Source organism: Streptomyces sp. MS191, assembly GCF_008042125.1.
In the GTDB taxonomy this organism is placed as follows: Bacteria; Actinomycetota; Actinomycetes; order Streptomycetales; family Streptomycetaceae; genus Streptomyces.
The window spans coordinates 48435-70355 of sequence record NZ_RDBI01000020.1 but is presented as its reverse complement, the minus strand read 5'-3'; the positions used below and the strand labels follow the sequence as shown (position 1 = coordinate 70355).

Genomic DNA, 21921 nt, shown 5'->3' with positions numbered 1-21921 from the left:
CACATGTCCTTGCACGGCACGGCCGGAGGCACGGGCGCGGACGACGAAGGGGAGACCTGCGGTACCGACGCGCTCGCCGTCCTGGAACTACTGGCCCGGCAGGCACCGCCGAGCCGCTTCGAGGCACTGCTCCGCGAGGCGCGGCGCACGGGCACGGACGGCGCCCGACTGGACCGGCTCCGACGGGCCGTACGGCTCGCCACCGACATCGGCGCCACGCTGGACCGCCGGGAACAGCGCGAGGCCGGACTCGCCACCCTCGTCGACACCGCCCGCGACCTGACCCTCCCGTACGACCTCGACACGCTGCTGCGCGTCATCGCCCGGCGGGCCGCCCGCCTGCTCGCCTGCGACACGGCCTGCGTCAGCCTGCGCGACGCGCACGGCCTCTCGTCCCACGTGCACACCGCCGAGGGCGGCCGCACCGGGCTCGCCGACGGCGTCCTCGTCCCCGACGGCAGCGGCCTCGGCGCCCGGGCCCACGCCCACGGCGAACCGGCCTGGACCGCCGACTACAGCGTCGACGAGAGCTTCCCGCACTCCGAGGAGGTCGACGAACTCGTCCGCGCCGAGGGCCTGCACGCGGTCATCGCCGCCCCCCTGCGGGTCGGCGACACGACGGTCGGCGTGCTGTACGGAGCCGACCGCCGGGTCCGCCACTACACCCACGACGAGGTCGCGCTGATGTCCTCGCTGGCAGACCTGGCCGCCGTCGCCATCGAGAAGGCCGGCCTGCTCGACCAGACCCGGGCGGAGGTCACCGAACTGGAGCGGGACAGCTCCCGCGCGCGGACCCGCCTCACCCGCATGCGGCACGTCAGCGAGGCGCACAGCCGGATCATGAACCTCGTCCTGGCGGGCGGGGACCTGTGCAACGTGGCCACGGCGGCGGGCGACGCGCTCGACGGCACCGTGATGATCCGCGACCCCGGCGGACGCAGCCTCGCCACCTGCGGCGACATCCCCGGCCTCGACGAGGACGCGGTGGCGAAGGCCTCCCTCGACGCGCACGCCGGCCGGAGACCCGTGCTCGCCGGCGACAACACCTGGGTGGCGCCGGTCATCGCGGGCTCCGAGGACCTCGGCGTCCTGGTCATCCGGGCCTCGACCGGACTGACCGGCGAGGACGGGCGGCTCCTCGAACTGGCCGCCCAGTCCGTCGCCTTCCTGCTGCTGATGCAGCGCTCCACCGCCGTCGCCGAGGGCCCGGTCCGCGACGAACTCCTCGACGACCTGCTCGCCGATCCCCAGCACGCCCCCCAGCAGATCACCCAGCGCGCCCGCCGCCTCGGCATCGACCTGCGCAAGCCCCACGTCCTGGTCGTCGCACGGCCGGAGGGAGGTGACCAGGGCCGGGCCGTCGTGTGGGCGTCGTCGTACGCGTACCGCATGTCCGGACTGAAGACCGTCCAGGGCGGCTGCATCGTCCTGCTGCTGCCCGGCGAGGACGCCTCGGCTGCGGCCCGCGCGGTGTCCGGCGAGGTGTCCCCGCTGCTCGGGCACCCGGTCTCGGTCGGCGCGGCCGGTCCCGGCCACGGCCCGGACGGGGCCGCCCGGATGTTCGCGGAGGCCATGCGCTGCCTGGACGCGATGAGCGCCCTCGGCGGCGCCGGCTCCGCCGCGTCCGTGCGGGACCTGGGATTCCTCGGACTGCTGCTCTCCGACGACCACGACGTGGACGGCTTCATCGACTCCGCGATCGGACCCGTACTGCACTACGACGCCGAGCGGTTCACCGATCTGACACGCACGCTGGAGGCCTACTTCGCCTCGGGCGGCAGCCCCACCAACGCGGCGGAGGCCCTGCACGTCCATCCCAACACCGTCTCGCGCCGGCTGGAACGGATCGGGGAACTCCTCGGCCCGCAGTGGCAGAAGCCGGGCCAGATCCTGGAGGTCCAGCTGGCCCTGCGCCTCCAGCGCACCCGCGCCGTCCTCGCCGGACAGCGCGGCACGGAGGAACGACCGGTCCCCTGAGCACGCCCCACCGGTCTCCCGGCGGGGCAGGCCCGCCGGGGATCGCGGGACGACGGGCGTCCGCCGTCCCCGCCGGCCGACCGGCCCCCCTGAGCCCCTCGAAGACATCTGAGCGGCGGGCCCAGGGGAGCCGGACCGGTGACCGGCCGTGGGGAGCCGGTCGGGGGAGGCCGCCGGTCGTGGGGGACCGGACGCCGGAGGGATCCGGTCGTGGGGACCGGACCGGCCGTCAGCCCGCGGTGCGTGAGCCGTACACCGAGTCCCAGTCCGTCGCCAGGACCGTCGCCGCGTGCGCGGCCGAGGCGAGCGTGATGTGACGATGCCAGCCGCGGAACGAACGGCCCACGAAGTCCCGCAGCCCCGCGCCCTCGCCGACCTCGGTGAAGTCCCGGGCGACCCGGCGCGTCAGCTTGGTCAGCCGCAGCAGCGAGCCGACCGTCGCGCCGGGCACGTCGCTGATCCACAGCCGGGCCGGCGGCTGCTGCGGGTCGTCCCACTCGCCGAGCAGCGTCATCGGACGCATCCGCTCCCCCGCGGGGGTCGGCAGGACGACCCGGACAGCGGTCGCCAGGGACGTCCGCGAGGTCCGGGTGCCGGCCGCGGCGTCCACCCAGCTCACCGGCCGGCGCAGGCCCTTGAGCGACTCCAGGATGTGCTGGGCGGGCAGCGGTCCGGCACCGAACCCGGGCAGCGCGCGGTCCGCGATCGTGAGCCGGCAGCCCGGGCCTATCCGGGCGACGACCGGAAGCTCCGCGGCGGCCAGCCGGCCCAGCGCCGCCCGGCCCGCCCCGCCCCGGATGTCGAGCAGCACCGGCTTGCGGGTGACACCCTGCCAGCGGGCGGTGTCGAGGGCCGCCGCGACCGCGCACTCCTCCTGCGTCTCCTCGTGCGCCTCCTCGGGGACCTCCGCCCGGTCCCGCCGGGTCCGGTCCTTCACCCACGGATCGGGCAGGAAGAGACGCCAGTTGACCGGCACGCTCAGCTCCTCGGCGGCGAACCACACGCCGAACGCCTGCTGGCCGCGGAAGACCTGCCCCCGCTCGGGGTCGAACCGGCGGTCCACACCCACCGAATGCTGCCCGGCCTTGGGTATCGGCATCGACCGCACGACCCACGCCTGCGGGCAGCTGACCTGCTCCATGAACCCGGCGAGCGCGGAACGCATCGGCCGCCAGTCCCAGGTGGAACTGGAGATGAAGTGGTGCAGACTCTGCTCGGCGGCCGCGCCGCCGACGTGCGCCGCGATGTTGCGGATCGACTTGCGGCCCTGCGCGGTCAGCAGCCCCTGCAGGTACTGCGCGGCCTTCATACGCTGGTCACGACGCGGGAAGCCCGAGAAGAGCGTGGCACACAGCTCGTCGTAGACGTCGTGGACGTCGTCGGCCACCGCGTTCAGGTACGGCGCGCACTGCGGTCCGTGCCCGGTGCGGTGCCGGGGGCCCAGCGGGWCCGCCAGGGGCCTGCGTGTGGTTGCGACGGATGTACTCACGACACTCCTGCCTACGGGTTTACAGCTCCCTCCAGCTGCCCCTCCACATTCGCGCCTCCGCGCCCCGGGGACGAGGTGGACCCGGCACCGGTCTCGCCCCGTCGATGGTGGCCGGACCACCGGTGGCCCCCCTGGCGGTCCCGCGCGTCAGGGCGGCCGACGTCCCGTCAGGGGGTGGGAGTGTGGCCCGACCACCAGGGGCCGGAATCCGGCCACCGACACGTCGGCGGCGTTTCGTCCGGTGTGCGCGGGAAACTGACACACTCGGCGCGTCGCCTTTGACCCGGATGTGCCCCCGGCCGAACATCGCAGGACGAGGCGGCTCGGGCCGGCCCCTGGTTAATGCCCCAGGCCAGGACCCCCCTGGCCGCCTCGCTCCCTGCCCTTAGCCTGGGGACATGGGATTTCGAGGGCAGCTCCCGTTCGTCGGGGTCGTCGCCGCGGGCGGGGCCCTCGGCGCCGCCGCCCGCTACGGCGCCGCGCTCCTCTGGCCCACCCCGGCGGGCGCCTTCCCGTGGACCACGTTCGGCGTCAACATCCTCGGCTGCGCGGCGATCGGCACCCTCGTCGTCCTGGTGACCGAGGCCGGTACGGCCCCCCACCCGCTCGTCCGTCCCTTCCTCGGCACCGGGATCCTCGGCGGCTTCACCACCTTCTCCACCTACGCCCTCGACACGCAGCGTCTGCTGGCCGCGGGGGAGACGGCCCGCGGCCTGGCATACATGGGGGCGACGGTGACGGCGGCACTCGCCGCCGTCTGGGCCGCGACCGCGGCCACCCGCGGCGTACTGGCGAGGAGGACGGCGTGACGAGACTGGCGGGCAGGGCCCTGAGGGTGACGATCCTGGTGGGCGAGAGCGACACGTGGCACCACCGGCCCCTCTCCTCCGAGATCGTCCACCGCGCGCACGCGGCCGGCCTCGCCGGAGCCTCCGTCTTCCGCGGGATCGAGGGCTTCGGCGCCTCCTCCCTGATCCACACCTCGCGGCTGCTGTCGCTGAGCGAGGACCTCCCGGTCGCGATCCTGATCGTGGACACCGAGGAGCGGGTACGCGCCTTCCTGCCCGAGCTGGAGGAGCTGGTGACGGAGGGTCTGGTCATCCTCGACGACTGCGAGGTCGTCCGCTACGCGGGCCGGGAGACCACGGGGTGAACTGGCTGCTCGTGCTGGCCGGCGCGGCCGTCGGCGCGCCCCTGCGCTACCTGACGGACCGTGCCGTCCAGAGGCGCCACGACTCGGTGTTCCCCTGGGGCACGTTCACCGTCAACGTCGCCGGCTCGTTCGTGCTCGGCCTCCTCACCGGCGTCTCCTCCGCCCACACCTGGCTGCTGCTCGGCACCGGCCTGTGCGGGGCGCTGACGACGTACTCGACCTTCTCCTACGAGACGCTGAGGCTCTACGAGAGCGGGGCCCGCGGGTACGCCGCCGCCAACGTCGCCGGGAGCCTCGCCGCCGGACTCGGAGCCGTCTGGCTGGGCGTCGAGGCAGCCGTCCTGGTCTGAGGGCTCCGCAACCGGGCCGTTCGGTGGCAGTGTGCTGCCCACGATCTTCCGAGATGAGGGACGGGACGCATGGCCTGGGCGGACTTCCAGTACGAGATCTACCTCAACGGCATGACCGGGGCGGTGCCCCGGCTGCCCACCGACCTGACCCGTCTGGAGGAGCTGACCGCCCGGCGGCTCGGCCCCGGCCCGGTCGGCTACGTCGCCGGCAGCGCGGGCGACGGATCCACGGCCCGCGCCAACCGGGCCGCCCTGGCACGGCGCAGGATCGTCCCGCGCATGCTGCGCGACGTGCGCGAACGGGACCTCTCCTGCGAACTGCTCGGCAGGCCGGTCCCGGCACCGGTCGCCCTCGCGCCCGTCGGCGTCCTGTCGATCCTGCACCCGGGCGCCGAACCGGCGGCGGCCCGTGCCGCGGCGGCGCGCGGCGTGCCGTACGTGCTGTCCTCCGCCTCCAGCACACCGATGGAAGCGGTCGCGGAGGCGATGGGAGAGGGCGAACGCTGGTTCCAGCTCTACTGGCCCAAGGACGTCGAGGTCGCCCGCTCCTTCCTGCGCCGTGCCGAGGCGGCCGGATTCACCGCCCTGTTCGTCACGCTCGACACCCCGCTGCTCTCCTGGCGCCCCCGTGACCTCGACCAGGCGTACCTGCCGTTCCTGCACGGGGTCGGCACCGCCAACTACTTCAGCGACCCGGCGTTCCGGGCGGGCCTGGCCAAGCCCGTCGAGGAGGACCCGAACGCGGCGGTCATGCACTTCGTGTCGATGTTCGCCGACCCGGGGAAGACCTGGCCGGATCTGGCCTTCCTCCGGGAGAACTGGGACGGTCCGATCGTCCTGAAGGGCATCCTGCACCCCGACGACGCCCGCGCGGCGGCCGAGGCCGGCATGGACGGCGTCGTCGTCTCCAACCACGGAGGCCGGCAGGTCGCCGGGGCCGTCGCCGCCGCTGACGCCCTGCCGGGTGTCGCCGACGCGGTCGGCGACCGGCTGACCGTCCTCTTCGACAGCGGTATCCGCACCGGGGACGACATCGCCAAGGCGCTGGCCCTCGGCGCGGACGGCGTGCTCGTCGGCCGCCCGTACGCCTACGGTCTGGCGCTGGACGGGGAGCAGGGCGTGGACCACGTGATCCGCTGCCTGCTCGCCGAACTCGACCTGACCCTCGCCCTGTCGGGCCACGCGACCCCGGGGACGCTGAGCCGCGCCGACCTGACGGAGGGCCCGGAGGTCTGACGTCGCCGCCGCCAGGGCACCGCGGGCGGCGCCCGGTTCCCCCGGCCCCCGGCCCGGCCGTCAGAGCGCGACGAGCGTCGTCTCGGTCGCCTTGACGCTGGTCCACACGGGCGTGCCCTCGGCGAGGCCGAGTTCGGCGGCGGCCTGCGGGGTGATCTCGGCGACGAGGTCCGGCGCCTTCGGGGAGGTGACGAGGATCCGGAGGCGGCTGCCGCTCGCGGTGATCTCCCGCACGGTGCCCGGCCAGACGTTGCGGGGACTGCCGCCCGGCTTCTCGCGGTGGAGCGCGACGGCCTCGGGCGCGATGACGGCGAGGGCGTCCGTGCCCGGCGGCAGCGGGTCGGCGGTGACGAGGGTGCCGCCGCCGGCCAGCGCCAGCCCGTCGGCGGTGGCGGCGCCGGGCCAGGCGTTGCGGCCCAGCATGCGCGCGACCCAGGGCGAGCGGGGATGACGGCTGACCTCGGCTGGCGGGGCGTCCTGGAGGGCCCGTCCCTCGTCGAGGACGAGGACGCGGTCCGCGAGGGAGACGGCCTCGACAGGGTCGTGGGTGACGATCAGACAGACACCGCCGAAACGCCGGAGATGGGTGCGCAGCGTGTGGCGGACGTGGGCGCGGGTGGTCTGGTCGAGCGCGGCGAGCGGTTCGTCGAGCACGAGGAGCCGGGGACGCGCGGCCAGCGCGCGGGCCAGGGCGACGCGCTGGGCCTGGCCGCCGGAGAGCTGCGCGGGCCGGCGGTGGGCGAGGTGGCCGACGCCGAGCCGGTCGAGCCAGTCCTGTGCGGTCCGCCGGGCCTCGCCCCGGCGGACGCCCTGCACCCGCAGCCCGTACGCGGTGTTCGCCAGCGCCGTCAGGTGGGGGAAGAGAGCGCCGTCCTGCGGCACCCACGCGACCTGACGGCGGTGCGGCGGCAGCTCGGTGACGTCGGTGCCGCCGAGCCGCAGCACGGCGTGGGCACGCGGGGTGAGGCCGAGCAGAGCACGCAACAGGGTGGTCTTGCCCGCGCCGTTGGGGCCGACGACGGCGATCGTCGTGCCCGGCTCGGCGTCCAGCGTCAGACGGGTGAAGCCCGTGACCTCGGCGTGCAGCGGCCAACGCGCCGCGGACGCTCCCGGGCCGGCCTCCTCGACGGCGCCTGTCTTCGCGAGGGGGACCCCGGCCGGCCCGGGAGCGTCCGCCGTCCCGCGCTCCGAGCCGCGCGCGTCGCCCGGATCCGCCGGGGCCGTGGTGCGGCGCTCGCGGCCGGTGGGCGTTCCGGTCCAGCGGCCGCGCAGGGCGATGAGCACGGCCATGGCGATCACCAGGAGCAGCAGGGAGACGGAAGTGGCGGCCTCCGGCTCCTCCTGGAGCAGCAGGTAGACCTGGAGCGGCAGGGTCTGCGTGGTGCCGGGCAGGTTGCCCGCGAAGGTGATCGTCGCCCCGAACTCGCCGAGGGCCCGGGCCCAGGTGAGCGCGGCGCCCGCGATCAGGCCGGGCGCGACCATGGGCAGCGTGACGGTGAAGAAGACGCGTACCGGTGAGGCACCGAGCGAGGCCGCCGTCTCCTCGTACCGCGGGCGCAGTCCGCCGAGCGCCCCTTCGAGGCTGATGACGAGGAAGGGCATCGCCACGAAGGTCGCGGCGAGCACGGCGCCGGAGGTGTGGAACGGGAACGTGATGCCGAAGGTGCTCTCCAGCCAGGGGCCGAGCAGCCCGCGCCGGCCGAATGCCAGCAGCAGCGCGACACCGCCGACCGTGGGCGGCAGCACCATGGGCAGCAGGACGAGGGAGCGGACGACCGCCTTGCCCGGGAAGGACACCCGGGCCAGCAGCCAGGCCAGCGGCACCCCCAGCACCAGCGAGAGACCGAGCGCCCAGAACGACACCAGCAACGACAGGCGCAGCGCCTGCAGGGTGCCCGGCGCGCCGAGATGGTCCGCCAGCTCGCCCCACTGGGTGCGCACGAGGATGCCGACGAGCGGGAGCAGCAGGAACGCCACGGCCACCAGCGCGGGGAGCGCCAGCGTGACCGGCACGCGCGGGCCCGGCGTACGGACGCCTGCTCGTCTCATCGGTGCTCCCTGGGTCGGGGGGGAGGTGGTGCGAGGGGCTGCCCGTTCCCCCGGGACGGGCAGCCCCCGCGATCCGAGGGCTACGGCTTCTGGAAGCCGGCGTCCTGGAGGATCTTCTGCGCCTCCGGCGAGGACAGCCAGGCGACGAAGGCGGCCGCCGCCTCGGCGTTCGCGGACTCCTTCAGTGTGGCGGCCGGGTACGCGGCGATCGCGTTCTGGGCGTCCGGGATCTCGACCGCGTCGACCTTGTCCGCGGCGGACGCGGCGTCGGTCTTGTAGACGAGACCGGCGTCGGCCTCGCCGAGTTCGACCTTGCTGAGCACGGCGCGGACGTTCGGCTCCTGGGAGACCGGCTTCACCGTGATCTTCTGGGCGTCCAGGATCTTCTTGCTGTACTTGCCGGCGGGCACCTCGGGCGCGGCCAGGACGACCTTCAGCCCGGTGTCGGCCAGGTCCTTCAGCTCGTCGACCTTGTGCGGGTTGCCCTCGCCGGTGGCGATGACGAGCCGGTTCCTCGCGATGACGGTCGGGGTCCCCGTGTCCGCCTTCACCTTGTCCATGCTCTTGGTGTCGGCGGTGACCAGCGCGTCGGCCGGGGAGCCCTGCGCGACCTGGGCGACGAGCTCCTGGGAGCCGGCGAAGGAGAAGGTGATCTTCGTGCCGCGGTGCGTCTTCTCGTACGCGGCGCCCGCGGTCTTGAAGACGTCCGTCAGCGACGCGGCGGCGAGCACCGTGAGCTGCGCGGCGGGCGCTCCGCTCGCCGAGCCGGACGGCCGGGAGCCGGCGGCGTCCTCCTTGGCGCCGCCGTCACCGCAGGCGGCCAGGGGCACGAGCAGGGCGGCCGTCAGGGCGGCGGCCGCGGCGCGGCGTCCGGTGAGGGTCGGGGTGAAGGGCATGACGGCGGAACTCCTTGGGGACGTGGCCGGCGGATGCCGTCCGGCGCGGGACGTTCGAGCCGCGTCGGTGACGGGCGCCGCCGCTCGTGGTGCGTGAGGGGTTCAGGTGCGGTCGATGTGCACGCTGGTCGACTTCACGCGGGCGGTGGCCTGCATGCCGACTTCGAGTCCCAATTCCTCGACGGCCTCACGGGTGAGGAGCGAGACGAGGCGGTGCGGCCCGGCCTGGATGTCGACCTGGGCCGCGACGTCGCCGAGCTTGATCGCGGTGACGATGCCCGGGAAGGCGTTGCGCGCCGAGGTGTAGGACGCGTCCTCCTCGGTGCCGCTCTGGGCGATCTCCACGGAGAAGGCGGCCAGCGCCCGGCCGTCGATCAGCCGGCGGCCGCTCTCGTCGCGATGGGTCGCGACCCGGCCGGCGTCCGCCCAGCGACGAGCGGTGTCGGGGCTGACGCCGAGCAGACGGGCCGCCTGCCCGATGGTGTAGGACTGCATGTGCGCCACCGTAGAGCGATCCGGCTGGCATCTGCAACAAGTCTGTGGATCCGTCCATCGCGGATGCGGGATCCCTTGGAGGAACGGACGAAGGGGCGGCACCGGCGTCTCGACCGGTGGACGGTGCCGGGCCCGCGGGCGCCCCGGTGCCGACCCGGTCGCGTCGCCTCCCGTACGACGGCGGCCTCCGCGCCCGTCGCCGCGACCGTCCGTCCGGGCGGCCCCGTGCCCACCCCCCTTCCGGCGGGGTGACCGGGACCGTCCCCCCTCGTTGCCCGGTCATAACGATCAAGCTGTGGAGGTGGATGGTGAACGGACCGCGCACGAACACGGCGGCCGAGGTGCCGGCTCTGGGGGACGCCGGAGACGTACGGAGAGCGGTCGGGGGCCTGGCCGAGGGGTGCGCGGTGGCGCACGGCTTCGGCAACTTCTACGCCCTCACCGCGCGTCCCGAACGGGCGGTCGTCGAGCGGGTCAACCGGATGAAGGGCCGCCCGGCGGAGCAGGCCGGCAGCGTCACCACCGTCCGCGAGCAGGTCCGCTCCGTCTTCGACTGGAGCCTGCTGCCCCCGCAGCTCCCGCGCCGGCAGATCGAGGACCTCGTCGAAGAGCTCTTCCTGCTCGGCCCGTTCGGTTTCCGCGGCCCCGCGGCGACGCGCGTCCCGCCGCACCTGACGGTCGTACGGGACGGCATGCCCACCGTGCAGCTGATCGGCCCCGGCTACCGGTGCCCGTCCAACGGGTTCCTCGCCGCGGCGCTGGAGCGGACGGGCACGCGGTTCCTCTCCATCACCTCGGTGAACCGCTCGCGGCACCTGACCGGCGCGGCGCACGAGCCGGCCCACTGGCGGGCCGACGGCGTGCTCGCGGACTTCGGCCACGAGTCCGGCGTCCGTCTCCTCGGCCACGACGACGAGGCCGCCGCCCGCCGCCGGCACCCCCATCACGCGCTGACGTCGACGACCGTGCTGTCCTTCCACCACGTGCCCGGGGACGACGGCCCGAAGCCGCCCGCCCTGACCCTCGAACGCCACGGCTCCCTCTCCGCGGACCACACCCGGGCCGTCGCCGCGAACCACGGATTCTCCCTGCGCATCGCCCCGCAGGCCGCACGCAGACTCGTCGCCCGCACCTACGGGGACTGACCGCCGGCGGGGTCCTCGAAGTCCGGCGGAAATTTTCGCCAGGGGATGTCGAGAAGCCGCGCGCGGCTCCGTCCCAGGAGCGGAACACGGCCACAATGGGCCGCACCTCAGCAAGGAGAAGACGATGGCCAAGTACCTGCTGCTCAAGCACTACCGGGGCGCGCCGGCGGCGGTCAACGACGTGCCGATGGACCAGTGGGAGCCGGAGGAGGTGACGGCCCACGTGCAGTACATGCGTGATTTCGCCGCCCGGCTCGAGGCCACCGGCGAGTTCGTCGACGGCCAGGCGCTCTCCCCGGAGGGCACGTTCGTCCGCTACGACGGCGAGGGCCGGCCGCCGGTCACCGACGGTCCGTTCGCGGAGACCAAGGACCTGATCGCCGGCTGGATGGTGATCGACGTCGAGACCTACGAGCGCGCGCTCGAGCTGGCGGGCGAGCTGTCCGCGGCTCCGGGGGCGGGCGGGAAGCCGATCCACGAGTGGCTCGAGGTGCGCCCGTTCTACGGCGAGCAGCCCACGGCCACCGAGTGAACGAATCGCTGCTCCGGGAGCTGGTACCCGCGGTGATCGGTGTCCTCGTCCGCCGCGGAGCCGACTTCGCGGCGGCCGAGGACGCCGTGCAGGAAGCCCTGGTCGAGGCCGTGCGCGGATGGCCGGACAACGCTCCGCGGGATCCCAAGGGCTGGCTGGTCGCGGTGGCCTGGCGCAAGTTCCTCGACGCCGTCCGTGCCGACACCTCGCGGCGGCGCCGGGAGGAGCGGGTCGACGCCGAGCCCGCGCCCGACCCGGGCCGGGCGGTGGACGACACGCTCCAGCTGTACTTCCTGTGCGCGCACCCGTCCCTGACGCCGGCCTCGGCCGTCGCGCTCACCCTGCGCGCGGTCGGCGGTCTGACCACGCGGCAGATCGCGCAGGCCTACCTCGTGCCGGAGGCGACCATGGCCCAGCGGATCAGCAGGGCCAAACGGACCGTCTCCGGCGTCCGGTTCGACCAGCCCGATGACGTGGCCACGGTGCTGCGGGTGCTCTATCTGGTCTTCAACGAGGGCTACTCCGGCGACGTCGACCTGTCCGCCGAGGCGATCCGGCTCACTCGCCAACTGGCGGTCAGGTCCCACCACGAGGAGGTCGCGGGCCTGCTGGCGCTGATGCTGCTCCACCACGCCCGGCGCCCGGCCAGGACCGGCCCCGACGGCAGGCTCGTGCCGCTCGCCGAGCAGGACCGCGGCCTGTGGGACACCCGGCTGATCACCGAGGGCATCGAGGTGCTCCAGGCCGCCCTGGCCCGCGACCGCCTGGGCGAGTTCCAGGCCCAGGCGGCCGTCGCCGCGCTCCACGCCGACGCCCGGACGGCCGAGGAGACCGACTGGGTGCAGATCGTCGAGTGGTACGACGAACTGGTGCGCCTCACCGACAACCCGGTCGCCCGCCTCAACCGCGCCGTCGCGGTGGGCGAGGCCGACGGCCCACGGGCCGGCCTGGCCGCGCTGGAGGACCTCGACCCCTCCCTGCCACGGCACGCCGCCGTCACCGCCTACCTGCACGAACGGGACGGCGACGCGGCGACCGCGGCACGCCTCTACGCCCAGGCCGCCCGGTCCGCGCCCAACCTCCCGGAACGCGACCACCTCACCCGTCAGGCGGCCCGGCTCAACGCGCGACTGCGCGGCTGACGGCGACCGCTGCACTTCGAGAGGGGCTGAGATCGTCGTCGTACAAGACCGCATCCCACCAGAGGGAAGGACCTCTGTCTGGTCGATCATTCGGGCATCAGCCGTTCCAGCATGAACTGCGTCCTGGGGTCGGGATCGATGATCAGCGACTGGACGCGATAGCGGCCTGGCGACAGTTCGACCCGGAGCGCCTCCGCCGGCTGCTGCGCATCCCGCAGGGAACCGAGGATCCTGCCGGCCTCGTAGGCGGCGTCGGCGAGGACGTATCGCCCTCCGAGTTCGAGGGAGAGGATGTCCTTCCAGCCGTCGGCTGTCGTGGCGGCGTGGACGGCTGGCAGCAGCCCTGTGTCGTCGTCGGCGTAGCACCAGCGTGCGAACGTGAGGGGCTCGGCGAGCCAGGTGACGGACAGCGGCTCGGCGCCGAGCGTCAGGATGTCGCGGCCGGCCATCCGCAGGGCCGAGACGTACTCGTCGATCACGTCGTCCGCCTCGCTCCCTTCCCATGCCGGAAGGAGTTCCTCCGGGATGAGCGCGTAGCGGGCGAAGTCGGTGCGGTCGAGCCAGGTAGCCATGCGACGGATCGTCGCACCCGTCTCTGACAGGCGTTGAGCGTGGCCGTGATGAGCCGCGGGACGGCAACTCTTCAGGTCCACGGCCGTGCTCGGCTCCTACGGGACGCCAACGGGTCTCAAGAATCGAGCACGGCGGCGACGGCCTCGATCTCGACGAGCTGGTCCTTGTAGCCGAGCACGGTGACACCCAGCAGAGTGCTGGGGACATCGTGGTCACCGAACGCTTCCCGGACCACCTCCCAGGCAGCCACCAGGTCCTCCCGCCGGGCCGACGCGACGAGGACCCTTGTGCTGATGACGTCCCGGAGGGACGCACCGGAGTCCCGGAGAGCGGCCTGCATGTTCTCGATGGCTTTGGCCGCCTGACCCGCGTAGTCCCCGATCGCTGCCGTGGAGCCGTCGTCGTTGAGCGGACACGCCCCGGCGAGGAAGATCAGGCGCGCCTCGGCAGGTGCCGTGGCCGCGTAGGCGTACTCGGCGACATCGGAGAGGGAGGCGGAGCGAATCAGAGTGATGGCACGAGCCATGGCGGCCGGGTCCTTTCGCGTCGGGCGTGCAGCGCAGACATCCTGCCAACGCCCCGTTGGTCCCGTCTCCCCATTTCCCCGCCGACCCACGACGCAAGGACTGCGCGGCCCGCGACACCCTCCACTGCACCGGCAACCCGACGATGGCGCACCGGCCGTCGGAGTCAAGCCGCAACTCCCCTTTACCGGGGTCGTCGACCTCGCGGGCAGACTTCCGTTCGCCCGCCACGTCTCGTCGGTCGAACTCATCGTTCACGACGGCGCAGAGTGGCAGGAGCGGCGTCGTTCGTTCTCGGGGGATTGAAACCAGGCAGGAATACCTGGCCGGCCGCTGCCCGGTGGACCCGGAGCCGGAATCCTCGCGCACCACCCGAATCCCGCGACGGGTCACGCGGCGAGACGGCAGCACCTGTGATCACGATCGTCGCGCAGTCGGGTGATCAGGGGATCCATGGCGTGCGAGCCTGCGGTCGAGGTCGACCAGCGCCGGGGTCTGTATCCGGCCGGTCTCCCACCCGGATCTCTGCTCGCCTGCAGGAGGCGCACGGCTTCCTCGCGCCGCGTGTTCGCGTCCCGCGAGGCCGGCCCGCTCCCGGTGGCGCCCGGGCCCACGACCTCACGTCGACACAGCTGCGGAGGTGTCTCAGTCAACCAGCATGGTGATCTGACGAACTGATGGCCGAGATGGCACGGGTCGTTGATGCAACACCGATCCCAAACCTATGGTCACGGCTGTTTTTTCTCTCTTCCTCCGGTTGCGCCCACCCTGCGTCGGCGCAGCCCGGAGGAATCTCGCTCCGGCGCCGAGGTACGACCGATGCCCCTGCACTACCAGTCCTGCACGTTCCGCTATTCCCGCACATCACGCCCAGTCCTGGAACAGCTCGACCTGGCGTTCTCCGCGGGCCACACCGTGCTCCTGGGACCCAACGGCGCGGGCAAGAGCACTCTGCTCTCCCTCGGCGCCAGTGCCTCGCAGCCGCAGGCCGGGCTCGTCCGCTACGGAAAGCTCGACCCGGCGAATCCCAGGCATGTACGGAGCTACCGGCACAAGGTGTCCTGGCTGCCGCAGCGCCCCGGATTCCTGCCCGGCCTGACATGCAGAGAGCATGTGGCGTATGTCGGCTGGCTCAAGGGCATGCGAGAGCGCGACGCCTGGCGCGCCGCGCCGGAGGCAATCGAGCGGGTCGGGCTCAGCGACAAGCTCAACCATCGGATCAAGACGCTGTCCGGAGGCCAGCGACAGCGGATCGCCATCGCGCAAGCGCTGGTCCACGAAGCCGAATTGCTGCTTCTCGACGAACCCACGGTGGGGCTGGACCCCCATCAGCGGCGCAGGTTCCTCGACCTGCTGATCTCGCTACGCGGCACCGTTCATGTGATCGTCTCCACCCACGACATCGGCGACCTCGACCAGGCCTTCGACGAGGTCGTGGTACTCGAAGCGGGCCGACCGAGGTTCAAGGGGTCGGTCGAGGAGTTCGCAGCCCACGCCCAACCGGACTGCGCGGAAGGCCGACGCCTGGAGAGCGCCTACGCCTCACTGCTGGAGGCGACCGAATGATCACCTGGGCAAATCTCCGGGCCTCTGCTGCACCGTGGCTGGCCCTACCCGCCTTGTTCTACGTCGGTTTGTACATCGACGATGTCACGTACACCGCGCCGTCGGGATACGGGGTCCAGTCCGGCGAACTTGCCGCTTTCGCCGTGGCGATCATCGCCCCTGCGGTGGCCGGGGCCGCTGCGTGGGAGGCGGGCCGCCACCGCCGGCTGGGCGCCATGCGCACCACCAGCGCACGCCGTATTCCGGTGCAGCTCCTGAGGGCCGCTGCACCGGTCCTGACACTCCAACTCGTCCTTGTCGCCGGGGCGCTCGTGGTGGCTCGCACGGCGGTGGGCGTGTGGCCCGGCGGTACCGGGTGGCTCGCCGTGGCCCATCTGGTCGTGCTCCCCCTCGGCTGGCTCGTCATCGGCTGGTGTCTCGGGCTCGTCCTGCCCAGGAGCATTGCAGCCCCCGCGGTCGGGATCAGCTGCTGGGCCTGGCTCTCCATGCCGCACGCGATGGCCAACCCCTGGATGCGACACCTGGGTGGTTTCATCGACGGGACATCCACCGTCACCGACGTGCGCGAGCCCGCCGTGTTCATCGTGCCGTGGCTCATCGTCGCCGGGTTCGCCCTCGCCTTCTGGTCCTTGGCCGGTGTGCGCCGACGCCCCTGGATCGCAGCGGTCGGCATCCTGGGAGCAATAGCCACATTCACGGCAGGCCGCAGTTTGGTGATCGACTGGGGCTATCGGCCCCCGACAAGTCCCCGCCATGTCGCCCCGGTTTGTACCGGGCAGGCGCCGAGGGTGTGCGTGCCGCCGGAGTACGAGCCCTACGCCGCGCAGTTGCGGCGGGATGCACTCACGCCCCTGGGGAGACTGAAGGATGCCGGGATTCCCGCGCCGCAGGAGCTGCGCGTCGCCTCCGCGGTGACACCGCTCGAGCCGGGCACATGGCCGCTGTTCTGGTCACTGCCGCCCTTCGGCGGCGGAGGTGACCGCGTCCAGTACACGGTGGATCTGGCGGAGTCGGCAGTGTCCGGGGCGGCCGCACTCGCTGGTGTGACCGACTGCCGACAGCCGGGCTCGCCTGCCGCAGCTTGGGCAGCCCTGGCGATGGGAGTCGACGAAGGCGTCATACGGCAGGGAATGCTCCCCGCGGACTGGGCGGCGCTCCAGAAGGTCCGCGGACTACCGGTCCATGAACAGGCCCGATGGTTCAACAAGACAGCCGTGAGCCAGAAGCACTGCGTCCGGGTCGTGTCATGAGAAGCTACGTGATCGCCGTACGCCGGTGGTGGACCGTTCCCCTCGCAGTCGCCGTGCTGGTTGTGGTGTGCGGATCGGTTGGGTCCAGTGAGATACCCGTTCCGAGCCTGCGCGGCATGGTCGGGGCCCGCCTCGCCTACTTCACCCCGATCTTGATCGTCGTCGCCGTCATGTACTGCCTCGAGCGAAGACTGTGCGAAGCGGAGAGCACAGCGGTGACTCCCATCCGTCGGTACGACAACGGCGCTCTCATCCTCACCGCGATGCTGACCCACTCGGCCGGGCTGGTGGTGGGAATGGACGTCGCCCGCAACGTCACTCTCCTCCTCGCCGTCGCCCTCATCACACGCCGCCTCGCCAACGAGGCGACGGCAGCAGGAGCAGGACTGCTCCTGCTCGTCATCAACCTCGTCCTCGGCCGCACCCACCAACCCGATGGCAACCCCTCCCATGCTTGGTGGGCCCTCCCCCTCTACCCGGCCGGAAACCTGGCTGCGTGGCTGATCACAGTTGTCCTGTTCGCCCTCGCGCTGACGCTGCCGGAGGCAGGGCGCTCGGAGTAAGGGTCGATGCCCCTTGAGGGCCCTGCCGAGCGACGCCGAAGAGCCTGCGCGGCCCGCCAGCGCAATCGACTCCCGCCTGCTGACCGCTTGCTCACCACCTGCGGCGCCCGCCGCTCTGGCTCGACTCCGCGCGGCGCGGCGAAGGGTCGGGCCGTGCGTGCCGCAAAAGGAGAACCCGCTCCCGAAGGGCAAGGGCGCCGCCGCGTCCAAGACTCCTCGGCCGTCGACGAGCGGTCGCTGCTTAACCGGGAGCAAGCCGCCAAACTGCTCGGCTGGGTCTACGCCCGGCCGTGGGGAGGCCGGCGGCCGCACACCTTCTTCGCCACGATGTACTACGCGGCGCACGGCCCGAGGAGGTCGTGGCGATCGACGTCGGCGACGTACGCCTGCCCGACGCCGACGACCAGTGGGGCGAGCTGCTGCTCCACACCACTCACCCCGAGGTCGGGAAGCAGTGGATGGACACGGGGGAGGTGCGCGAGGTGCGAGGGCTTAAGGGGCGGGCCACGGACGACACGCGGACGGTGCCCTGCCGTCCGGCCCTGACTCGGATCCTCCGGGCCCACATCGAGAAGGAAGGGCTGAAGCCCGGCGAACTCCTGCTGCAGGGGGAGAGGGGCGGGGACCTCGCCGGGTCCGTGATTCGCCGCGCGTAGAGGCGAGCCCGGAAGGAAGCGCTCACCCCGTACGGGTGCGGCACCCCGCTCGGCCGGTGCGTGTACGACCTCCGGCACACCTGCGTCACGAACCGGCTCGACGCAGGCGTCCCGCCGGCGACCGCGGCCGAGTGGACGGGTAACGGCGTCCCTGTCCTCCTCGCCACCTACGCCCGGTGCATCGACGGCCAGCTCGACGACTTGAAGCAGCGGATCGAGGGAGCGGGGGAGCTGCCCGGCCCGGCCGCGACGGGGGTCTGAAAACTCCACCGCGTATTCACCGGGGCCACCCGCAGAAACGCGGGATGAGCCGGTGCCGGCCGGACACGTTCCCTGCCCGCCAGGAGGCGTGCCCGGCCTTGCGCGGCCTCGCGAAAACCATCCCTGACCAGCAAAAAGACCCTCCCGAAGGAGGGTCCCGATCTTGCGCCCCCGGCAGGACTCGAACCTGCGGCCAAGTGCTTAGAAGGCACCTGCTCTATCCACTGAGCTACGGGGGCCGGTTGGTGGCCGGGCGGCCGCAGCCCCCTGGTGGGTGGGGCGTGGCCTTTGCCGGGACAAGGATAGGGCTCTGCTCGCCTTGGCCCGGTTGCTTCACCTGCGTGGCACGATGTGGAGGTTCGGTGAAGCGGAACGATAATCGCAGGCAGGTGCGATTCCCGCAGCGCTTTTTGCGCCACTCGGCCCGGGTGTTGTGCACTCGTTATGCCTGAGCCTCGCGTCATCAGCCGTTCGGTCGGCGCGTAGGACCGCTATACGCTTCAAAAAGGCTCCAAAATTGGGCATTCTTCGCATGTGGTGACCTTGGACGAACGGCCTCAGCTGATCGACGCACTCTCCGCCCTGCGCGACTGTGTCGCCGCCGTGCGTCTACCTCTCCCTCTCCCAGGCGCCCCACGCGCCCGCCAGACCCGGGTCGAGCTGCTCGCCCAGCTCGACGACTACCTGGTCCCCCGGCTCAAGGATCCCGACGCCCCGCTCCTCGCCGTCGTCGGCGGGTCCACCGGGGCCGGGAAGTCCACCCTCGTCAACTCCCTTGTGGGGCGGCGCGTCAGCGAGGCGGGGGTGCTCCGGCCCACCACGCGCACCCCAGTGCTGGTCTGCCACCCCGACGACCACCACTGGTTCGCCGGTCTGCGGGTCCTGCCGCAGCTCACCCGCGTGTGGCTGCCCCAGCAGGACGACGACGCGGCCGAGGAGCCCCCGGAGGACAACGCGCTGCGCGTCGAGACCTCCTCCGCCCTGCCCCGCGGCCTCGCGCTGCTCGACGCGCCGGACATCGACTCCCTCGTCGTCGAGAACCGGCTGCTCGCCGCCGAGTTGATGTGCGCCGCCGACATTTGGGTGATGGTGACGACCGCCTCGCGGTACGCCGACGCGGTTCCCTGGCACCTGCTCCGTACCGCAAAGGAGTACGACGCCTCCCTCGTCACCGTCCTCGACCGGGTGCCCCACCAGGTCATCGGGGAGGTCTCCCGCCAGTACGAGGCACTCCTCGACAAGGCCGGCCTCGGGGACGTGCCCCGGTTCACCATCCCCGAGCTTCCGGAGTCGGCCGGCGGCGGCAGCGGCCTGCTGCCCGACACCGCCGTCGCCCCGCTGCGCGCCTGGCTCGCCCACCGGGCCCTGGACCCCGCCGCCCGGCAGCAGGCCGTCGGCCGCACCGCGGCCGGGGTCATCGACTCCCTCGACTCCCGCATGCCCGAGCTCGCCGGAGCGGTCGCCGCCCAGTACGCCGCCGCCGTACGGCTCGGCGGTGCGGTCGAGGCCGCGTACGAGGAGCAGGCCGAGCGGGTACGGAAGCAGCTCCGCCGGGGTTCCGTCCTCGCGGGCGACGCCCGGACCCGCTGGCGCGGCTACCCCCGGGACAGCTCCGCCGACGAGCTCCTCGACGCCCTCGTCGAATCCCTCGGCGCCCTGGTGCAGTGCGCGGTCGCCGCGGCCGAGGAGCGGGTACGGGACGCCTGGCGGCGCGAACCCGCCGCCGGTGCCCTCGGCACCTATCCCGGCCACTCCGGACCCGGCGCGCCGGACCGCGAGGCGGGCGAGCGGATCGGCATCGCGGTACGGCGCTGGCGCCGGGTCCTCGAAGAGCTGGTCGAGGACGAGCTGCGCACCACCGACCGCACCACTCCCGCACGTACCGCCGCCCCCGACGCGGACACCGTCGCCGCCCTGCTCGCCGCCGCGCTCCTGGGCGGCCGCCGCACCCGCGCCGCCGGCGAACGGCTCGCCGAACTCCTCGGCGCGCAGACCGCCCTGCGCCTGCGCGACAAGGGGGGCGAGCTCGTCGCCGCGTACGTGGACGGTGCCCTGCACGCCGAACGCGACCTGCGCATCGCTCCGCTGGAAGCCCTCGACGTGACCCCCGAGCCGCAGGCGGCGCTGATCGCCGCGCTCTCCGTACTGCAGAAGGAGAAGTGAGGACCGGTGAGCAGCAGCACGGTGGACGACCGCTGGGATGACGGGCTGATCGCACGGCGGGCGGCCGAACGGGCCGGTCAGCCGCTCCTTCCCCACGAGGCGGAGCGGGACGCCGACGACCCGGAGGACAACCTTCCGGCCCTCGGCGGCACGTACGGAGGCCCTCTGCGTACCCGCCTCGACGCCCTGCACGAGCTCGTGGGCCTCTCCCGCACCCGGCTGGAGACCGACACCCTCGCCGAGGCCGGACGGGTGCTTGACGAGGCCGCCGCCCGCCAGCGGCTGTCCTCACGGCACACGGTCGTCGCCATCGCGGGCGCCACGGGCAGCGGCAAGTCGACCCTCTTCAACGCCCTCGCGGGCGTCCCGGTGTCCGAGACCGGCCTGCGCCGTCCGACCACCTCCGCGCCCATCGCGCTGAGTTGGTCGGAGGGGTCGGCGGGGCTCCTGGACCGGCTCGCGGTCCCCGGCCGGCTGCGCCGCCGGCCGCTCGCGGGCGGTGCCGGTGACGAGGAGCTGCAGGGGCTCGTCCTCATCGACCTGCCCGACCACGATTCGGCCGTCACCGCCCACCGGGACCAGGTCGACCGGGTGCTTGGCCTGGTCGACGCCGTGATCTGGGTCGTCGACCCGGAGAAGTACGCCGACGCCGCTCTGCACGAGCGCTACCTGCGGCCGCTCGCGGGCCACGCCGAGGTCACCTTCGTCGTCCTCAACCAGATCGACCGGCTGGGCACCGAGGCGGCCGACCTGGTCCTGGACGACCTGCGGCGCCTCCTCGACGAGGACGGCATGGCGCTCGGCGAGCACGGCGAGCCCGGCGCGACGGTCCTGGCCCTCTCCGCCCTCACCGGCGAGGGCGTCGGCGACCTGCGCGAACTCCTCGGCCGCTTCGTCCAGGAGCGCACCGCGCCCGCCCGGCGGCTGTCGGCCGACGTCGACGCCGCGGCGGCACGGCTCCGCCCGGTGTACGTCGCCGACGGCCAGACCGGCCTGGGGGAGCGGTCGCGGGAGGACTTCGCCGCCCGGCTCGCGGTCGCCGTGGGCGCCTCGGCGGCCGGCGAGGCCGCCGAACGCGTCTGGCGCCGCAACGCCATTCGCGCCTGCGGCACGCCCTGGCTGCGGCTGTACCGCTGGTACGAGCGGGTGCGCGAGCACGGCAGCGCCGTGCCGCCGCCCGAGACGCCGGCCGAGGAGGAGCTGACGGCACGCCAGCGGGTGGAGCAGGCGGTACGGGTCGTGGCCGACGAGGCCTCACGCGGGCTGCCGGTGCCCTGGGCGCAGGCGGTCCGCGAGGCGGCCGTGCGCGGGGCCGAGGGGCTGCCCGAGGCACTGGACGAGCTGACGGCGAGCGTCGGGGACCCGGCCGCACGTCCGCCGCGGCCCGCCTGGTGGCCGGCCGCCGTGCTGGCACAGGTGCTGATGACGTTCCTTCAGATCTTCGGCGCGCTCTGGCTGGTCGGACAGATCGTCGGTGCCGTCGAGCCGGGGCTGCTGCCGCCGGTCCTGATCATGGTCGCCGGCATCGTCGGCGGGCCGCTGGTGGAGTGGGCGTGCGCGGCGGCGGTCAAGGGACCGGCCCGGCGCTACGGGCAGGAGGCCGAGCGCAAGCTGCGTGAGGCGGCCGGTGCATGTGGGCGGGCACGGGTCCTGGACCCGATCTCGGCCGAGCTGATGCGCTACCGGGAGGTGCGCGAACAGTACGTGACGGTGTCGGGGACGCGGGCGGGAGCCCGGATCGCCGCCGGTTCGCGGCTGGGGGCGACCCGCCGGGGCGCGCGCCTGAGGTGACGGCCCGACCCTGCCCAGGGGGTCGTCCCGCAGGGCTCGTTGGCGGGTCCATCCCCCGGAAGCGTGACGAGGTTGTCCACATGTTCCTGGCTCTCCACAACCGGAAGCGC

Annotated in this window: 21 protein-coding genes and 1 tRNA gene; 15 read left to right on the top strand and 7 right to left on the bottom strand. The window is 73.2% G+C overall.

What is annotated here, in order from left to right; genetic code table 11:
• Positions 1–3: 3 nt before the first annotated feature.
• On the top strand, positions 4–1977 hold the full coding sequence (locus tag EAO71_RS02790) for a helix-turn-helix domain-containing protein (RefSeq protein ID WP_147976156.1): 1974 nt from the start codon (positions 4–6) through the stop codon (positions 1975–1977).
• A gap of 229 nt (positions 1978–2206) precedes the next feature.
• On the opposite strand, the gene EAO71_RS02785 is transcribed toward EAO71_RS02790, so the two are convergent.
• The gene (locus tag EAO71_RS02785) at positions 2207–3373 is read right to left on the bottom strand and encodes an IS701 family transposase (protein ID WP_147976169.1); all 1167 of its coding nucleotides are present in this window, start codon (positions 3371–3373) and stop codon (positions 2207–2209) included.
• A gap of 491 nt (positions 3374–3864) precedes the next feature.
• On the opposite strand from EAO71_RS02785, the gene EAO71_RS02780 reads away from it, so the two are divergent.
• From EAO71_RS02780 to EAO71_RS02765, 4 genes are all read left to right on the top strand, one after another.
• Positions 3865–4275, top strand: coding sequence for a fluoride efflux transporter FluC (locus tag EAO71_RS02780; protein ID WP_147976155.1), 411 nt, complete (start codon positions 3865–3867; stop codon positions 4273–4275).
• Positions 4272–4619, top strand: a complete 348-nt coding sequence (locus EAO71_RS02775) for a DUF190 domain-containing protein (RefSeq protein ID WP_147976154.1) — start codon at positions 4272–4274, stop codon at positions 4617–4619. Before EAO71_RS02780 ends, EAO71_RS02775 begins: the two co-directional genes overlap by 4 nt.
• Positions 4616–4969 carry a fluoride efflux transporter CrcB gene (gene crcB / locus EAO71_RS02770; RefSeq protein ID WP_147976153.1) on the top strand — a complete coding sequence of 118 codons (354 nt, stop codon included), beginning with the start codon at positions 4616–4618 and terminating at the stop codon, positions 4967–4969. The genes EAO71_RS02775 and crcB overlap by 4 nt, the downstream gene beginning before the upstream one ends.
• A gap of 69 nt (positions 4970–5038) precedes the next feature.
• Positions 5039–6205 (top strand): lactate 2-monooxygenase, encoded by a 1167-nt coding sequence (locus EAO71_RS02765; protein WP_147976152.1) that lies wholly within the window; start codon positions 5039–5041, stop codon positions 6203–6205.
• Positions 6206–6265: 60 nt separating this feature from the next.
• On the opposite strand, the gene EAO71_RS02760 is transcribed toward EAO71_RS02765, so the two are convergent.
• From EAO71_RS02760 to EAO71_RS02750, 3 genes are all read right to left on the bottom strand, one after another.
• Complete coding sequence (locus EAO71_RS02760) at positions 6266–8254, bottom strand: ABC transporter permease (RefSeq protein WP_147976151.1); 1989 nt, start codon at positions 8252–8254, stop codon at positions 6266–6268.
• Positions 8255–8334: 80 nt separating this feature from the next.
• Positions 8335–9150, bottom strand: a complete 816-nt coding sequence (modA, locus tag EAO71_RS02755; protein WP_147976150.1) for a molybdate ABC transporter substrate-binding protein — start codon at positions 9148–9150, stop codon at positions 8335–8337.
• A gap of 102 nt (positions 9151–9252) precedes the next feature.
• The gene (locus EAO71_RS02750; protein ID WP_147976149.1) at positions 9253–9645 is read right to left on the bottom strand and encodes a TOBE domain-containing protein; all 393 of its coding nucleotides are present in this window, start codon (positions 9643–9645) and stop codon (positions 9253–9255) included.
• A gap of 305 nt (positions 9646–9950) precedes the next feature.
• On the opposite strand from EAO71_RS02750, the gene EAO71_RS02745 reads away from it, so the two are divergent.
• From EAO71_RS02745 to EAO71_RS02735, 3 genes are all read left to right on the top strand, one after another.
• Positions 9951–10790, top strand: coding sequence for a hypothetical protein (locus tag EAO71_RS02745; RefSeq protein ID WP_147976148.1), 840 nt, complete (start codon positions 9951–9953; stop codon positions 10788–10790).
• 124 nt (positions 10791–10914) lie between these two features.
• Positions 10915–11322: a YciI family protein gene (locus EAO71_RS02740; RefSeq protein ID WP_147976147.1), complete on the top strand. Its 408-nt coding sequence runs from the start codon at positions 10915–10917 to the stop codon at positions 11320–11322.
• Positions 11319–12464 (top strand): RNA polymerase sigma factor, encoded by a 1146-nt coding sequence (locus EAO71_RS02735; protein WP_147976146.1) that lies wholly within the window; start codon positions 11319–11321, stop codon positions 12462–12464. The genes EAO71_RS02740 and EAO71_RS02735 overlap by 4 nt, the downstream gene beginning before the upstream one ends.
• Positions 12465–12550: 86 nt before the next feature.
• On the opposite strand, the gene EAO71_RS02730 is transcribed toward EAO71_RS02735, so the two are convergent.
• The gene (locus tag EAO71_RS02730) at positions 12551–13036 is read right to left on the bottom strand and encodes an Imm21 family immunity protein (RefSeq protein ID WP_147976145.1); all 486 of its coding nucleotides are present in this window, start codon (positions 13034–13036) and stop codon (positions 12551–12553) included.
• 116 nt (positions 13037–13152) lie between these two features.
• Positions 13153–13563: a RidA family protein gene (locus EAO71_RS02725; protein WP_147976144.1), complete on the bottom strand. Its 411-nt coding sequence runs from the start codon at positions 13561–13563 to the stop codon at positions 13153–13155.
• Positions 13564–14380: 817 nt separating this feature from the next.
• Here EAO71_RS02725 and EAO71_RS02715 point away from each other — a divergent pair.
• The 5 genes from EAO71_RS02715 to EAO71_RS02695 all read left to right on the top strand — a co-directional run bounded on the left by EAO71_RS02715 (position 14381) and on the right by EAO71_RS02695 (position 17857).
• Positions 14381–15127, top strand: coding sequence for an ABC transporter ATP-binding protein (locus EAO71_RS02715; protein ID WP_147976142.1), 747 nt, complete (start codon positions 14381–14383; stop codon positions 15125–15127).
• Positions 15124–16377 (top strand): DUF7224 domain-containing protein, encoded by a 1254-nt coding sequence (locus EAO71_RS02710; RefSeq protein ID WP_147976141.1) that lies wholly within the window; start codon positions 15124–15126, stop codon positions 16375–16377. The genes EAO71_RS02715 and EAO71_RS02710 overlap by 4 nt, the downstream gene beginning before the upstream one ends.
• A 116-nt stretch (positions 16378–16493) precedes the next feature.
• The gene (locus EAO71_RS02705; protein WP_147976140.1) at positions 16494–16940 is read left to right on the top strand and encodes a hypothetical protein; all 447 of its coding nucleotides are present in this window, start codon (positions 16494–16496) and stop codon (positions 16938–16940) included.
• Positions 16941–17299: 359 nt separating this feature from the next.
• Entirely contained in the window at positions 17300–17596 is a 297-nt protein-coding gene (locus EAO71_RS02700) for a hypothetical protein (RefSeq protein ID WP_147976139.1), read from the top strand.
• A 60-nt stretch (positions 17597–17656) separates the two neighbouring features.
• A complete protein-coding gene (locus EAO71_RS02695) occupies positions 17657–17857 on the top strand; it encodes a site-specific integrase (protein ID WP_261991958.1) in 201 nt (66 codons plus the stop codon).
• 166 nt (positions 17858–18023) lie between these two features.
• Here EAO71_RS02695 and EAO71_RS02690 read toward each other — a convergent pair.
• A tRNA-Arg gene (locus EAO71_RS02690) sits at positions 18024–18096 on the bottom strand.
• Positions 18097–18400: 304 nt separating this feature from the next.
• Here EAO71_RS02690 and EAO71_RS02685 point away from each other — a divergent pair.
• Positions 18401–20020, top strand: a complete 1620-nt coding sequence (locus EAO71_RS02685) for a dynamin family protein (protein ID WP_147976138.1) — start codon at positions 18401–18403, stop codon at positions 20018–20020.
• A 6-nt stretch (positions 20021–20026) separates the two neighbouring features.
• The gene (locus EAO71_RS02680; protein WP_147976137.1) at positions 20027–21811 is read left to right on the top strand and encodes a GTPase; all 1785 of its coding nucleotides are present in this window, start codon (positions 20027–20029) and stop codon (positions 21809–21811) included.
• Positions 21812–21921 lie beyond the last annotated feature (110 nt).

Excerpts from the sequence above, each read along its gene's own strand:
- EAO71_RS02790 (WP_147976156.1), top strand. The coding sequence starts at position 4 with ATGTCCTTGCACGGCACGGCCGGAGGCACGGGCGCGGACGACGAAGGG.
- EAO71_RS02780 (WP_147976155.1), top strand. The coding sequence starts at position 3,865 with ATGGGATTTCGAGGGCAGCTCCCGTTCGTCGGGGTCGTCGCCGCGGGC.
- EAO71_RS02765 (WP_147976152.1), top strand. The coding sequence starts at position 5,039 with ATGGCCTGGGCGGACTTCCAGTACGAGATCTACCTCAACGGCATGACC.
- EAO71_RS02760 (WP_147976151.1), bottom strand. The coding sequence starts at position 8,254 with ATGAGACGAGCAGGCGTCCGTACGCCGGGCCCGCGCGTGCCGGTCACG.
- modA (WP_147976150.1), bottom strand. The coding sequence starts at position 9,150 with ATGCCCTTCACCCCGACCCTCACCGGACGCCGCGCCGCGGCCGCCGCC.
- EAO71_RS02750 (WP_147976149.1), bottom strand. The coding sequence starts at position 9,645 with ATGCAGTCCTACACCATCGGGCAGGCGGCCCGTCTGCTCGGCGTCAGC.
- EAO71_RS02745 (WP_147976148.1), top strand. The coding sequence starts at position 9,951 with ATGGTGAACGGACCGCGCACGAACACGGCGGCCGAGGTGCCGGCTCTG.
- EAO71_RS02740 (WP_147976147.1), top strand. The coding sequence starts at position 10,915 with ATGGCCAAGTACCTGCTGCTCAAGCACTACCGGGGCGCGCCGGCGGCG.
- EAO71_RS02730 (WP_147976145.1), bottom strand. The coding sequence starts at position 13,036 with ATGGCTACCTGGCTCGACCGCACCGACTTCGCCCGCTACGCGCTCATC.
- EAO71_RS02725 (WP_147976144.1), bottom strand. The coding sequence starts at position 13,563 with ATGGCTCGTGCCATCACTCTGATTCGCTCCGCCTCCCTCTCCGATGTC.
- EAO71_RS02715 (WP_147976142.1), top strand. The coding sequence starts at position 14,381 with ATGCCCCTGCACTACCAGTCCTGCACGTTCCGCTATTCCCGCACATCA.
- EAO71_RS02710 (WP_147976141.1), top strand. The coding sequence starts at position 15,124 with ATGATCACCTGGGCAAATCTCCGGGCCTCTGCTGCACCGTGGCTGGCC.
- EAO71_RS02705 (WP_147976140.1), top strand. The coding sequence starts at position 16,494 with ATGGTCGGGGCCCGCCTCGCCTACTTCACCCCGATCTTGATCGTCGTC.